General features: G+C 36.9%; 11 protein-coding genes. 6 read left to right on the forward strand and 5 right to left on the reverse strand.

Annotation, left to right across the window (positions count from 1 at the left end; genetic code table 11):
* Positions 1–1,618 precede the first annotated feature (1,618 nt).
* The 3 genes from sbcC (at position 1,619) to F6K40_RS33210 (ending at position 5,585) form a co-directional block, all read left to right on the forward strand.
* Complete coding sequence (gene sbcC / locus F6K40_RS33200) at positions 1,619–4,675, forward strand: exonuclease subunit SbcC (protein ID WP_293142341.1); 3,057 nt, start codon at positions 1,619–1,621, stop codon at positions 4,673–4,675.
* A gap of 82 nt (positions 4,676–4,757) precedes the next feature.
* On the forward strand, positions 4,758–4,979 hold the full coding sequence (locus tag F6K40_RS33205) for a helix-turn-helix domain-containing protein (RefSeq protein WP_365673646.1): 222 nt from the start codon (positions 4,758–4,760) through the stop codon (positions 4,977–4,979).
* Positions 4,980–5,585, forward strand: a complete 606-nt coding sequence (locus F6K40_RS33210; protein WP_293142343.1) for a ScaI family restriction endonuclease — start codon at positions 4,980–4,982, stop codon at positions 5,583–5,585. It abuts the gene before it with no gap.
* A gap of 9 nt (positions 5,586–5,594) precedes the next feature.
* Here F6K40_RS33210 and F6K40_RS33215 read toward each other — a convergent pair whose 3' ends face one another.
* Complete coding sequence (locus F6K40_RS33215) at positions 5,595–6,443, reverse strand: DNA-methyltransferase (protein ID WP_293142345.1); 849 nt, start codon at positions 6,441–6,443, stop codon at positions 5,595–5,597.
* Between the two features lie 446 nt (positions 6,444–6,889).
* Here F6K40_RS33215 and F6K40_RS33220 point away from each other — a divergent pair, with 446 nt between their 5' ends.
* Together F6K40_RS33220 and F6K40_RS33225 are read left to right on the forward strand one after the other, a co-directional pair.
* Positions 6,890–7,240: an element excision factor XisH family protein gene (locus F6K40_RS33220; RefSeq protein ID WP_365673650.1), complete on the forward strand. Its 351-nt coding sequence runs from the start codon at positions 6,890–6,892 to the stop codon at positions 7,238–7,240.
* A 55-nt stretch (positions 7,241–7,295) separates the two neighbouring features.
* Positions 7,296–7,628, forward strand: a complete 333-nt coding sequence (locus F6K40_RS33225; RefSeq protein WP_293142347.1) for a XisI protein — start codon at positions 7,296–7,298, stop codon at positions 7,626–7,628.
* Between the two features lie 418 nt (positions 7,629–8,046).
* Here the strand turns inward: F6K40_RS33225 and F6K40_RS33230 are convergent, their stop codons facing one another.
* From F6K40_RS33230 to F6K40_RS33245, 4 genes are all read right to left on the reverse strand, one after another.
* Entirely contained in the window at positions 8,047–9,330 is a 1,284-nt protein-coding gene (locus tag F6K40_RS33230) for a PEP-CTERM sorting domain-containing protein (protein WP_293142349.1), read from the reverse strand.
* Positions 9,331–9,420: 90 nt separating this feature from the next.
* Positions 9,421–10,512 (reverse strand): XDD3 family exosortase-dependent surface protein, encoded by a 1,092-nt coding sequence (locus F6K40_RS33235; protein ID WP_293142351.1) that lies wholly within the window; start codon positions 10,510–10,512, stop codon positions 9,421–9,423.
* A 12-nt stretch (positions 10,513–10,524) separates the two neighbouring features.
* Positions 10,525–10,740 carry a hypothetical protein gene (locus F6K40_RS33240; RefSeq protein WP_293142353.1) on the reverse strand — a complete coding sequence of 72 codons (216 nt, stop codon included), beginning with the start codon at positions 10,738–10,740 and terminating at the stop codon, positions 10,525–10,527.
* A gap of 887 nt (positions 10,741–11,627) precedes the next feature.
* Entirely contained in the window at positions 11,628–11,768 is a 141-nt protein-coding gene (locus F6K40_RS33245) for a hypothetical protein (protein ID WP_293142355.1), read from the reverse strand.
* 93 nt (positions 11,769–11,861) lie between these two features.
* Here F6K40_RS33245 and F6K40_RS33250 point away from each other — a divergent pair, with 93 nt between their 5' ends.
* A complete protein-coding gene (locus tag F6K40_RS33250; protein WP_293142357.1) occupies positions 11,862–13,577 on the forward strand; it encodes a tyrosinase family protein in 1,716 nt (571 codons plus the stop codon).
* The last annotated feature ends 289 nt before the right edge of the window (positions 13,578–13,866 follow it).

Genomic DNA, 13,866 nt, shown 5'->3' on the forward strand with positions numbered 1-13,866 from the left:
TTTTTTGAGTCCTGTACGGACTAGACTCTCCACACCTCCCACACCTCCCACACCTCCCACACCTCCCACACCTCCCACACCTCCCACACCTCCCCCACCTCCCACACCTCCCACACCTCCCACACTTCCCACGCCTCCCAATCATAGATCCCAAATGGGTTCTATATCAAATCCGGTTAAACAACCTCACAATCAAGTAGAAGTAGGATTAAAAGTTATGAATGAAATTGGCGATCAGTAAACCTTAGAATTTTATAAGTTCACAACTCAAGTTTGTCGTTATTGTACTTCAATACTCTGGTTAAAAAAGTTGTAGAAGTTAAAAGAACACTTGTTTCATTATACCTTTCCAGAAAAGAGGGAATAGGGAACACTTAACTGGGAACACTTAACTGGGAGAAGTAATTTATAATTTATAATTTATGGATAATAATTTATTTTATTTTTGATTTGCGGAGATGTCTATTCATTAAAAAGCTGACTGCTGAATGCTTATGCTAGGGAAACTGTCGAATTAGTTACATACACAATTTATATCATGTTCGGATAATCAGTTATCAATAAAATTTCAGCTCTGAGAGTAGGGAAAAGATATTACACTTCTACTTTGATCCTGACTCCTTTCTCCAGCAATTCTGAGGACCTACGGATGTTGCTTGAACATTAATCCGTTACATGTCGCGCAGCGTTAGCGGAGCGAAAGCGTCAGCAATACGTCCCTACCTCCTGACTCCTTGATAATTAGGTGGTGGTGCTGAGGAATGGTAGAGAGAGTGTGGGAGGTGTGGGAGGTGTGGGAAGTTGGTTCGTGTGGGAAGAAATTACAAAACTTATGTATCTTCGCCATTCCTCAGCAGGACTACCGATAATTATTTATAAGTATTCAACCGAACATGATATTACTCATATTTTTAGCTCAAATTAACTATTATAGAAATTGTTACAATTAACTATCGGATTGCTATATAGTGTAAATTAATAATTAATCACACTAGATATAGAAAAATTAGATTAAGTCTACTATAGGAAAGTCAAGTATTTATATTTGTAGATAGAACTCTAAGAACAATATTCATTTTTTTGTGTTAATGTAAAATATGGAAAATAAAGTCAAAAACCTAACCAAATGAATTAAAATCAATTAAGCGGTTGTCTAAAAAACAACAGAGAAAATACAGCAAAAATCAACATCAACCAAATAGACATAGGCGTGGAAATCGGCGTTGCTGAATACTGAGATGATTGAGGATGACGCGGAGACGCTCAGACGCGGGGATTATGCTTGCTCCTCGATCAACATAAATCGTCCCACAATTATGCAATGCCTAAAAATAGAATCAATTCTTATCCATAAATTATTGATTACTCCCCTCCTGGGAGGGGTTATATCAAATCCGCTTGCCACACGGAGAATAAGTTTCTATTATCAGTATTCGCAAAAACCCCAAGTTTGGTAGGAGTTTGGTCGCCAAACCCCTACAATATTGAATTGTACCGATACTATCGGATTTGATATTAGGGGTGGGTTCCCAGTTTCCTCTTTTCTGGAGAAGTCTAATGAGAATAACTCACTGAAACATGATTCATCAAGTTTGACAAATATCAGCACTATAGCAAAATGATTCCTCAAAAATTACAACTAAAAAATTTCCTCAGCTATCAGGAAGCATCTCTAGATTTCACAGGTCTGCACACTGCCTGTATTTGCGGACCTAATGGTGCAGGAAAATCTTCCCTACTAGAAGCGATCGCCTGGGCGATTTGGGGAAATAGTCGCGCTGCGACGGAAGACGATCTGATCAGTCTGGGTGAAAAAGAAGTACGGGTAGACTTTACATTCTCTACCCACGGTAACATTTACCGTGTTATTCGGGGTCGTCGTCGGGGTTATTCACCTACCCTGGAATTTCAAGTTTATACAGGTTCTAGGTTTAAAAGTCTGACTGAAAAAGGTGTCCGAGCAACTCAACAAAGTATTATCGAACATCTTAAACTCGACTACGACACATTCGTAAATTCGGCATATTTGCGTCAGGGTAGGGCAGATGAATTTATGCTCAAACGTCCTAACGAACGTAAAGAAATTCTCGCGTCCCTGCTCAAACTAGATCAATATGACACTCTGGGAGAAAAAGCTAAAGATATTGCTCGGGAGTTTAAGGCAAAAGTCGAAATACTTGAACAAAGTCTAGCAGCGAATCAAAAACAACTCGAACAAAAAGAAGCGATCGCTAAACAACAGACTCATCTCCAAACTACTCTTGCTCAACTCCAACAACAACAAGAAATTGAGACACAAGAACTTAAACAATTCCAAGGCAAACAACATGAACGGCAAACTTGGGAAAAATTATTGCAAGGTCAACAACAACAATACGACAAACTTGTGCAAGAATGTTATCGCCTCAAACAGGAGCTAAAAACTACTCAACAGCAACAAGATGAATTATTAGCAGTAGTGAAACAGGAGAATGAAATTAACGCTGGATATGCTGAGTTTCAAAATTTGCAAACTACTGAAGAAAATTTATCTGCTAAATTCAAAAAACACCAGAATGCTCTCAACCAACGTCAACAACTTCAGGAATTACAACGGCAACAACTCCAGAAACTACAAAACAACATTCAGCAATGTCGAGCGCAGTTAAATTCCCTGAAAGAGCAGGAACAAGACAACCTATATATTCTGAGTAAGCGTGCTGATATTGAAACTGCTCTGACACAACTAAAAGCAGCAAGAGCAAAATTAAACGACCTAGATAAGTTGCAGGTAGAAGTTACCCCGTTAGTGCAACAACGGCAAAAATTACAAACCGAACTGGAAAAGAAACAGGCACGTTTGAGCGCTCGTTTGGAAGAACTTAATTCTAGAGTCTGTCAACTACGACGAACTCAACAGCAAAAGCAACCTCAACTACAAGCAACGTTACAGGAAGTAGTCGCAGAAATTACTCAACTGGATAATAAGCGGGTTTATCAACAACGGGTGCGAGAAAAAGGTCAGGAAAGACATCAATTTCTCGAACGTTTAATTCGCAGTAAAAAAGATTATGAAACTAGACTGGGAGAGTTGGAGCAAAAGTTACTGTTATTAAATCAAGGCAATGGTAATGGTAATGGTAAAGTTGGAGTCAAAGAATATCCTCCTTGCCCGTTATGCGCTCGCCCCTTGGACGAACATCACTGGCATTTGGTGGTAGATAAACATCAAACTCAGCAAAAGGAAATTAGAGATTTATTGTGGGTAGCGCGGGAACAACTGACTCTTTCTGAGCGAGAAATTAAGGTTTTGAGAACAGAATATCGAGAAATAGACCAAGAGTTAGCTAAATATGATGAGTTGCGGGAGCGTCGGGGTGGTTTACAGGTACAGTTGGATAATATTAAAAAGGATGAAAGTTTGCTGCAAGAATTAGTAGAGGAAGTGGCAGAAATTGAGCGATCGCTACATACGGGAGATTTTGCGATTAATTTATATGCTGAAATTAGCACTTTAGAGCAACAAATTCAACAGTTTAATTATGATGACCGGAGTCATAGTTTAGCGAGGGAAGAAGAAAAGAAATTAAGGTGGGCAGAAATTAAGTATGGGCAAATTAAAGATGCGGATACTAAGTTAGGAAAAGTTCGCGCTCAGATGCCAGAAATTGAGGAGCAAATAGTTAGTTTGGAACAAGATTTGGAGCAACAAAAACAAAGTTCTGAAGTACAAAAACAAATTGTGGTGATTGAGAGAGAAATTTCTGAGATTGGGTATGATTTAGATGAGCATAATAATATTAGATCGGAGTTGAGAAAGGCACAATTTTGGTTAACTAGAATTGAAAAATTACGTCAAGCTCAAAAACAATATCCTCAGTTACTAGAAAGGATAAATGAAATAAAGGGAGTTATGGAAAATCGGCAGCAAGATTTAGCAGGAATTAAAGGTCAGATTTCGGTTTTGAATGAACAGTTAGAACAAACTCCAGACCTCGATAAAAAAATTGCCTATTTAGACAGAAAAATTCAAGACCGTCGTCAGCAATTAGACCAACAGTTGGGAAGTTTAGGCAAAGTGCAACAGCAGTTACAACATTTGGAAAATTTGCAAGCTCAGAATAGTCAACAATTGGAAGAATTACAAAGTAAGAAACGGCAATATCGAGTTTATCAAGAGTTAAGTTTGGCTTTTGGTAAAAAGGGAATTCAGGCATTAATGATTGAGAATATTTTGCCGCAGTTAGAGGCAGAAACTAATCAGATTTTGGCGAGATTAAGTGCTAATCAATTGCACGTTCAATTTGTTACCCAAAAAGCTACAAAAGGAAGTAAGAAAAATTCTAAATGGATAGATACATTAGATATTTTAATTGCAGATACAAAAGGCACAAGACCTTATGAAACTTATTCGGGAGGGGAAGCTTTTCGAGTCAATTTTGCCATTCGTTTGGCTTTGTCAAAATTGTTGGCGCAGCGTTCGGGTACTGCCTTGCGATTGTTGATTATTGATGAAGGATTTGGTACTCAAGATGCCGAGGGATGTGACAGATTAATTGCTGCTATTAATGCCATTGCTGCTGATTTTTCTTGTATATTAACAGTGACTCATATTCCTCATTTTAAAGAAGCTTTTCAAGCTCGAATTGAAGTTAGTAAAACAGCTCAAGGTTCGCAAATTATGTTGTCGGTGTGATTACTAAAAAAAATAATGAAAAAAATTGAATCACACTTATAGTGTGTAGATTCAGATTTATGTTCGGTGCTAGCCTGTAATAGTGTCAGAAAATATTGAGTTAAAAATGTTTGGTCAGCAAGTGCGAAAATTGCGACAGGCAAAAGGACTTTCTCAAGAGAAGTTAGCTGAACTAGCAGGATTACACCGAAACTATATCGGTGGTATTGAGCGGGGAGAAAGAAATGTTGCACTTCTGAATATTCTACGTTTAGCTAGAGCTTTAGAAGTATCACCGAGTAAATTGTTAGAGGGTATTCAATAAATGCTATCACCTTATGCGGGACTTCCTGTAGAAGCGTGGAAGGCAAAAACACTAGAACTTATCAAACAACACCCTCTCAATTCTAATGAAATCTGTGAATTGATTAATCAAGTTTGGCATGAAATTTTTGAATCTAATATTACAAGTTCTGCTTATAAAATAGGAATAGATTTATTTCCTCGTCCTCAGATTATGGGATACTTTTTACATGAACTTATTCCTTTGGAATTAGCTAGGAAATATCCTAATATTTGGCGAAGAGAAGAAAATAATAATGAAAAAGATATTGTTTGTATTACTAATGAATACTACTCAATTGAGATGAAAACTTCCTCAAGTAAGCGTAGTATATATGGAAATCGTAGTTATGCTCAAAAAAGCACTACTAACAGTAGATTAAAAAAAAATAAATCCGGTTACTGTTTAGCAATTAATTTTGAGAAATTTAATAGAAATAACCCTGCTGCAGAAAGACCAAAAATTACTTTAGTAAGGTTTGGTTGGTTAGATCAAGATGATTGGCAGGGTCAAGTAGCTGCTACAGGACAACAAGCAAAATTAAGTTTAGATGTAGAACGTTACAAGTTATTAGAATTACCTTTATAAATCAAAAATTTAAAATAAGGATAATTGTTCTGCATCAACTTGTTTTTCTGTCAACAAATTCTCAATTCTATTAGCAGCAATTTCACAATAATCTGCTCTAATTTCAAACCCAATAAACTGTCTTTTTAAACTTAAAGCAACTACTGCTGTAGTACCCGAACCAAGAAACGGATCAAAAACAATTTCATTGGGATTTGAGCAAGCTTGAATTATTCTAGAAATTACAGCAATTGGAAATTGAGCTGGATGAGGAGTTCTTTCTTTTGCAGCTCGATTTTTACCAGAAGTAACTTTAGGAAACTGCCAAACATCAGTAGGATTTTTTCCTTTCGGATTAACTTTTAATTTACCGTTTTTTTTCTGATGAGGATATTTAACATTTGGGTCACGAACTTCATCCAAATTAAACGTATATTTATCAGGATTTTTCACATACCAAAGAAACTTTTCATTTCTGGGAGAAAAGAACTTTTTACCTGCCACTCCTGCGCCATAATTCCAAACAATTTCTTGAATTAAATAGAAAGGAATTTTATCCCAAATTAAATAAGGAATAGGAATAGCTTTAGCACGATCGGGAATAGATAAATATCCCAAGTTTAACCAAAAAGCTCCTGTACTTAAAGTAATTCTATAAATCTCTGATAGCCACATATTGCACCAAGATAAATATTCATCAATTGGCAAATTTTTCTCATAGTTTTTCCCAATATTGTATGGAGGGCTAGTTACTGTTAAATTAATCAAATTATCTGGAATTTTTATCATTGCATCTAAGCAATCAAGTTGATAAATTAGACAGCTATTAGTTTGATAATAAGGTTTGCCTAAGACTCGATCAATTTCATTTACTAACATAATTAATTTTAATATTACAACAGTTTTATAAACCACATAAACAATGATAACTCTGTAAGGACTTTTTGAATAGTTATGATTAGGATATAGATGGAAGAGATATAGGATTTCTTATAAAGATAAAGTACATTTACGATCCCCCTAAATCCCCCTTGTTAAGGGGGACTTTGAAACCTCCCTCCTTTTTGAGGGAGTAGGGGGGATCTAAAACTATATCTCACCAATTTGAGAAACGCTATATCTCAAACTCCTAATGTTAAATGAAGCCTTCAATAATTAATAATTAACAATTAATAATTAATAATTACCTCTTCTTATAAAGAAAAGGATTGCCTCAAAGGAATGTCTTTTATTCTTTCTCCATGAATGGAGACGCTTTATACCCGAAATTTTCGGTAATTGCGGAGGATTTTGTTGTTTAATCAAGTTAGATTTATTCTAAAGTTATGCCAGCTAAAGACTTTTTTCATCATGCTGTTAAATCAGCTTTAATCAAAGATGGTTGGAAAATTACCGACGATCCTCTATTTATTAAGCCTAGTACTAAAATATCTTTATACATTTATATAGGTGGGGAACGAGCTATCGGTGCAGAAAAAAATGGTCAAACAATAGCAGTAGAAATTAAAAGTTTTTTGTCAATGTCACCCTTGGCAGAATTTCATACTGCTCTTGGTCAATTTCTCAACTATGTGTTAGCCTTAAAACTAAATCAGCCTGAACGAATTTTGTATCTGGCAATTACTAAAGATGCTTACAGAGATTTTTTAGTGACTCTTTTATTCAACTTTCTGTAAGTACCTATCAAGTTAAATTACTAATTTTCGATCCTTTAGAAGAGGTAATTGTTTTATGGAGCGATTAAATTATCCAGAAATTGTCATGCAAATAGTTAAAGAACACTATCAGTATCATACTCTAGATTCACAATATGAAACACAACTGATTTTGGATTCAGAAAGAAATCATTACCTCTTAATTTCTTTGCGTTGGCAAAATGAACAACGGGATTATGGTTGTTCTATTCATGTTGATATTAAAGATGGTAAAATTTGGATTCAACAAGATTTTACTGAGCAAGGAATTGCTCAACAATTATTAGATTTAGGTGTGCCAAAATCTGACATTGTTTTGGCTTTTCGTTCTCCTTATGTACGACAATTTTCTGATTTTTCTGTAGGCTAGAAATTCTTACATTTTTAACTTGATTAGAGCTTACCCAAAAACCGGATTTATGGAGGAAACTTCGTGATTTGAATCATCAGAGCAATAAACCCGGTTTCTTATGTCAGGACTTACGCAAAACCGCCATATCTAGTAGGGGCGGTTTCCTACGGAATGCTCCGCAAACGCGAACCGCCCCTACAGGTGGTGTATTATTGAATAATTTGCGTAAGTCTTGTACATGATATTATTTATCTGAAAAACGCTGTAATGCCTAGCGCTATAAAAAGTAGGGACGTTGTATACAACATCCCTACGGATCATCTAACAGAGAATACACGAAAACTAATAATCATTAACTTTTAACCATAGCTCACCATCCTAACAAGTGCTGTAAATTTTGACTTTTGACTTCCGTGAAACGGTTGACTATAGGAGCTTATCGACGTTTGCCACGACGACCAAAAGCAGCCAAACCACCTCCAATTACAGTCATTAAACCCAGTAGTGAAGATGGTTCAGGAACCTTGACTGAAGGTGTCTCATTCAGACGAGCTAAGACTTCTGCACGGCTCGTAGGAACCCCACCAATATTCCTGTCGGTTCGTACACCGAACTGTTCTTCCAACTCTTGCTCGCGCTGATTTTCAACTTCCGCAGCAGCAAGTCGCTCCTGCATATTCTCCCGTTTCTCAGTAGCGATCGCTTCATCAATAAATGGAACAAGAGTTTCTTCAATGTCTCTGAGCAAATCATTTTGAAGGTCAATTTGCTCCTGTTGTTGTGCTATAACATTAGCCTTTCGACTTTCTGCTTCATTGCGACTCTCTACATCCTCTTGCAACAAGGCAACTTCACTTTGACTAAGCGCTTTATTTTGAATTTTCACTTGCTCCCGCTGATTGCGAGCAACCTCAAATAATCCTGCTTCAAACTCACGGCGCTGATACTCGCTGCCAATAGTTTTCGGATCGCCTACTTGCACCCCGTCAAAAACATGAGTAGTGTAATTAATAATATTCCCATCTTCATCGTAAACAGGAATCTCTACAGTTAAATCTTCAGCGGTGTAGGTTTTAAAATTATTACTATCTAAACCGTCTGGGCGATCGCTATCCCTTGCTTCTGCTTTCAAAGCATCGAAATATTGGTTAGCTCCATCTAAAAGATTGTCAACAGATGACGTCAGAGTATCAATAGAGGTAGCATCAATTTCATTAGACATCTCCAGAAAAGAGGGAACAGGGAACAGGGAACAGGGAAGAATAATTGATAATTTATGGATAAGAATTGATTTAATTTTTAATTTTTGGAGATGTCTATTGAGCAGATTTTGAGTCTCAATAATATTCTGTGCATGGAAAGCCTTTTCCTCTTCCTGAGCAGGAGTTAGATTATTTTTATTATTCAGCTTAGTCAATTGTTTTTCAGAATTATCTCTGATTTTTTCCAGCTTTTGCTGCAAGCTATTCTGATTGGAAGCATCGAAATGTTGATTGTAGAAATCGTCTAACTCCTGTTCTAAATCTGGCTTAGTATTTATCGCATCTGCAAGGTTTTGTTTGAGAGTATCAATCTTATTTTTCTGATTGTTGAATTGCTTCTCAAGTTTATCAATTTTCCCTTGACGCTCGTTTTCAACTTCAGTTTCAAAATCAGCAATAAGTTCATTAAAGAAAATCAACTCCTGTTCTTGCTTTGCGAGACTACCATCGTTACGCAATTCTAGCCAATTTCCATCATAATTGTTCTGTAGATCCAGCTTTTCTTGTAAGCTTAAATTTTCCCAATTATTGTCTTGCTTATATTCATCTCAAGCTTTTTTTTGAGACTCAAGTTCTGCAACTGCAACATAAGCATCCTGAATAGTTGCGCTTGCTTTTGGTTTGGCTAGTTCGAGAGCTTCCTCTTGGGTAGGAACATTACCAAGTTTAGTTTGTATTTGATTCTGTTTACCTTCAGCGTCAATAATTTTCTGTGGGTTCTCACTAATAGTTTCCTCAACTTCATTCAGATTATTAACTATTTTGTTGCGCTTGCCCAACTCTTTTTTAATTTGACTGTTAGCTTCTCCACCAGGAACTTCCTTGACAGCGTTATTATTGCTTTTATTAAGAGGGTTAATTTCATCTTTTTGTATACGTTCAACTTCTTGCTTCGCAGCAACTTTACGGCTATTGTAAATATCTATTTGTGCTTGGTGAGCATCAATTTCATCTTGATAACCGTCTACTTCGCCTTGGATGTTATCAATTTCAGTTTGTAAACTGCCGATAGTTCCCTCAAAGTTGTCTAGTTCTCCATCCCAACCTTGACCATCCCAATCAAAACCGTACCCTTCAGCAATTCCTTTGAGAGTTTCAATATCTTTTGGAGGCTCTGGAGGAACTATAGCATCAAGATTGAATTTGAAGCCAAAAAACTCAGTTCCACCTAAAGAGTTTTGATCAAACCCTTCTGCTGTCAGTTCTGTAGCAGTCAACATTTGAAACCCATCATTGGCAACTCTGTCACCTCCAGCAATCACATTGTATCCAGTACCACTACCATCAAAGTAGGAGTTATTTGCTCCCAAGCTACCATAGAAGTTCTCCTCACTAGAATCAACTAGAGCTTCATAGTTATCAAGAGTACGATGCCCGAAGTTCTGCATCCCTACCCCTTTAGCAGCTACGTTTTTGTAAACCCCTAAACCAGAATCAGCACCGGAGTCTGAACTACCTGAAAAGTGAATAGCGTGGAGGTTTCCTGCCTCCATAGAGTCTTCAAAATTTTGACCCGCAGGAGTAAAGAATAAGTCTCCTGGAAAAATTTTATCCAAATTGCGGTCTAAACCCCTACCCAATAAAGGCATATTTCCACCAATAGCAACAAACATCTCGTTACCATCTTGGAAAACCGCCATTCCAGTAAGGTCTTAACTATCACCATCAGTCATATCTCCAGTAGCATCTTGGCTATACTGCCATCCATCCCCTCCTTCAAAAAGTAAGGCAGTTCCATCATTATTACATTCTAAGAATAAGCTAAATACTCCATCAGTCAAGGAGAAACCTTGTGCCTGTTGAGAGGAAGCATTTAATAGTAAAGCAGTTAAGGCAATTTTTGTGCCAACGTTAAAAATTCGTTTCATTGTCTGGTTGTGTGTGTTGTATTTAACTATCTCTATCTTCTGTGCTTCTCAGCTATTTAGCGGTAATTTATATCGTTAAATCAAGTGATTTATCTGTCATATTTATGTGATTTTAATCATAGATTAATTTCAGGATAATCTTTATTTTTAAAGTGATTTGTTTTGAATATACAGATACTTATAATCTACTAATATTATAAGTATTTATTCGTCAGAAAATATGCGCAAAATGTATAATATTCATGGTTTTAACTAATTTTAATCCTGATTTAAACCTATTTTTCAAATATTTTTATAGTAATTCATGTATTGAAAATCGTGTTAACTCGGTTAAATATTTTTTTTATTTTTCACAATGCCTGAAATAAATTTCTCTTAAATAAACTCAATATATTTATGTAAAAAAAAGGGGAATGAAATTAGGATTTACATGATTTTACAGTTGAATAAAACAAAAAATATTTATACCATTAAAAAAAATAATGTTACAAATAGTGTAGACAAGGAAAAAAGAATAAAAATAGTAAATTTTATGTAAGCCTTCAGCTATTAGCATTCAGCATTCAGCATTCAGCATTTCCTGCATGGTACGGAAACAGATCAGTGAACGTAATAAATTGAATTTAGAAGCGATCGCTACCCAAGGAAATCTAGAATTTGAACAGGTATTACCCATTCGCGGTAACTATTAAGATGGAAGTAGCAGTGATTCCCGAAGTCATAGGAGCATTTGAACCTTTTGAACAGTCATTAAGTTTCAAAGTACCGGAAAATCCTGTAAAATAGAGTAATCTAGCAATTTTAGCGATAATTTTATTATGTGTCGGTTTTGGTAGCGGTTGGATACTAGGTGGAGACCAAACTATTGATGAGGATGAAATTTCTCTTCAACCAGTCAGAATGTTATTAAGTGGCATGACAATAGTAGCGATCGCTGTCTTACTCTTGGTTAACCTGAGTGCAGAAGTTAACGCCCTTGATAATGAATTTGTGGAATTAGCATCTCTTTCATCCCTTGGTTTCAGCAACGCCCTCCCTCAAGCTCGAGCCTACCATATTATTTTTTCTAATATTTTATATAATATATTATAAATAATATTTCTTTTACACAGAAGCGAAGTTTGACATATAATAGTACTTATTGTTTTAAAGAAATTAAAGAAGCGAATATGTCTACATTTACTGGACCGAGAGTACGTTACTCGGTACGTCAGCTGCAAGCAGAATATGATGAGGGTAAAAGCAGTAAAGATCTGGATAAGATGAAGCCCCTCGAAGACTTGATACGTGCCTGGAAAGGGATTAAAGAACTGCCTCCAGAAGATCCTAATTCATTCTTTTGCCTGGGTGGTTATCACGGCGAGCCCTTCGTCTATCGCGATGATGTAGATAACCTCAAACGGATAGACTCTTATGTATATTGGGGAGGGTACTGCAATCATGGAAATGTGCTGTTTCCAACTTGGCACAGAGTATATGTTTTGAAATTAGAAAAAGCATTGCAAACTATTGTTCCCGATGTGATGATGCCTTACTGGGATCAAACGACTTTGGAATCACTTAAGAAAGGCATTCCCGATATTCTCACACAAGAAAAATTTACGTTTAGTGATGCTCAATATAATGGTGAACTGGCAGGTAAAACAATTGATAACCCACTGCGCTCATTTGTCTTACCCAAACGCTTATCTGATAAGGATTATGAGTTTGATGGCAATCCTAATTATTCAAAACCCAAAGGTTATGAGACGGTGAGATATCCCTTGTCAGGGCTAGTAGGGACTCCGAAAGATCGAGAAGCTACCAAAAAACACAACGACCAATATCCCGATCCCATAATGAATATCAAACTTCTCAACACAAATGTCAAGCAATGGCTTAACGGTATACCGCCGGAAAAACCTGTGCCAGAAACGCCAGAGGCAAAATTCAGCATCTATAAGAGATACGAAAAATGCCTGAATGCGCCGAACTACACAGTTTTTTCTAATACCACTTCAGCGATGGCTTGGAATCGTGGCTCGCACCAAGCAGACGTCGTGATTCCGTTAGAAAACCCTCACAATGATATTCATCTTTCTGTAGGTGGATTTGACTACATTGAGGGTAGTGAGGAGATCCAGATCGGAATAATCGCTGGTGCGAATGGTGACATGGGCGAAAATAATACAGCTGCTTTAGATCCGATTTTCTTCTTTCACCACTGCAATGTAGACCGGATGTTCTGGTTGTGGCAGAAGAAACACAATTACACCGACAAACTTACGATTATACCAGGATATCCTGGCACGAGTTCAACTGATTCACAAGGTCCTACCCCAGACTTTCCCCCCAATGCAAGCCTCAACTTAGACTCGCCACTTTATCCTTTCAGGAAAATCGACGACAAAAACATGGAAGTGCCCTACACCTCCAAAGACTGCATTAACATTGAGAAGCAACTTAATTATACATATAGTTCTGGTTCCTTTGATCATTATCATTTGCTTGACGAACAAAAAGTGCAGGAAGAGACTCGTGATGAGGGTTTTAGTAAAAAGAAATTAGTTGTTACAGGAATTGACCGTGCCCTATTCCAAGGTTCCTTTGTATTGCAAGCCTATGCAAATTTTGAGGGCAAAAAGTACTACCTCGGGCACTATTCTGTTTTTAGTCGCAGGAATGTGGTTAAGTGCGCTAACTGTCTCACACATTTGGAGGTCCAGGCGTTTTTTCCTTTAGATAAGTTGCCAGCAAGTGCGGTGGATAATAATGAGGTCGAATATAGTTTTACTTTTCGTCATCGTGGACCGCAACTCCATCAAGACTTAAAATACGATTGGGAAATTATAGATTAAACAGATACAAAACTAATGTTATAGTTTTGAACGCTATGTATTTGTCTGTGCATAAGTTTTGATATAGAATCCGGGTAATTAGTTATCGTATCGCGCACTTGAGTCAAGAGTCAGGAGAAAGAAAGAATTAATGAGCATGAGTTTTTCAATCATTATGTATGAGTGCGACTCGTTGGCCACTAAACCAGGGAACTGGGTATAAATGGCCGTTCCAAGTCAATACATGAGGGGAAACCTCGACTTGTGAATAACTCTTATTACCTTGGTGGTGAAATTCCATCTGCCCTGT

The sequence above is a fragment of the Okeania sp. SIO3I5 genome, assembly GCF_010672085.1.
Taxonomy (GTDB): Bacteria; Cyanobacteriota; Cyanobacteriia; order Cyanobacteriales; family Microcoleaceae; genus Trichodesmium.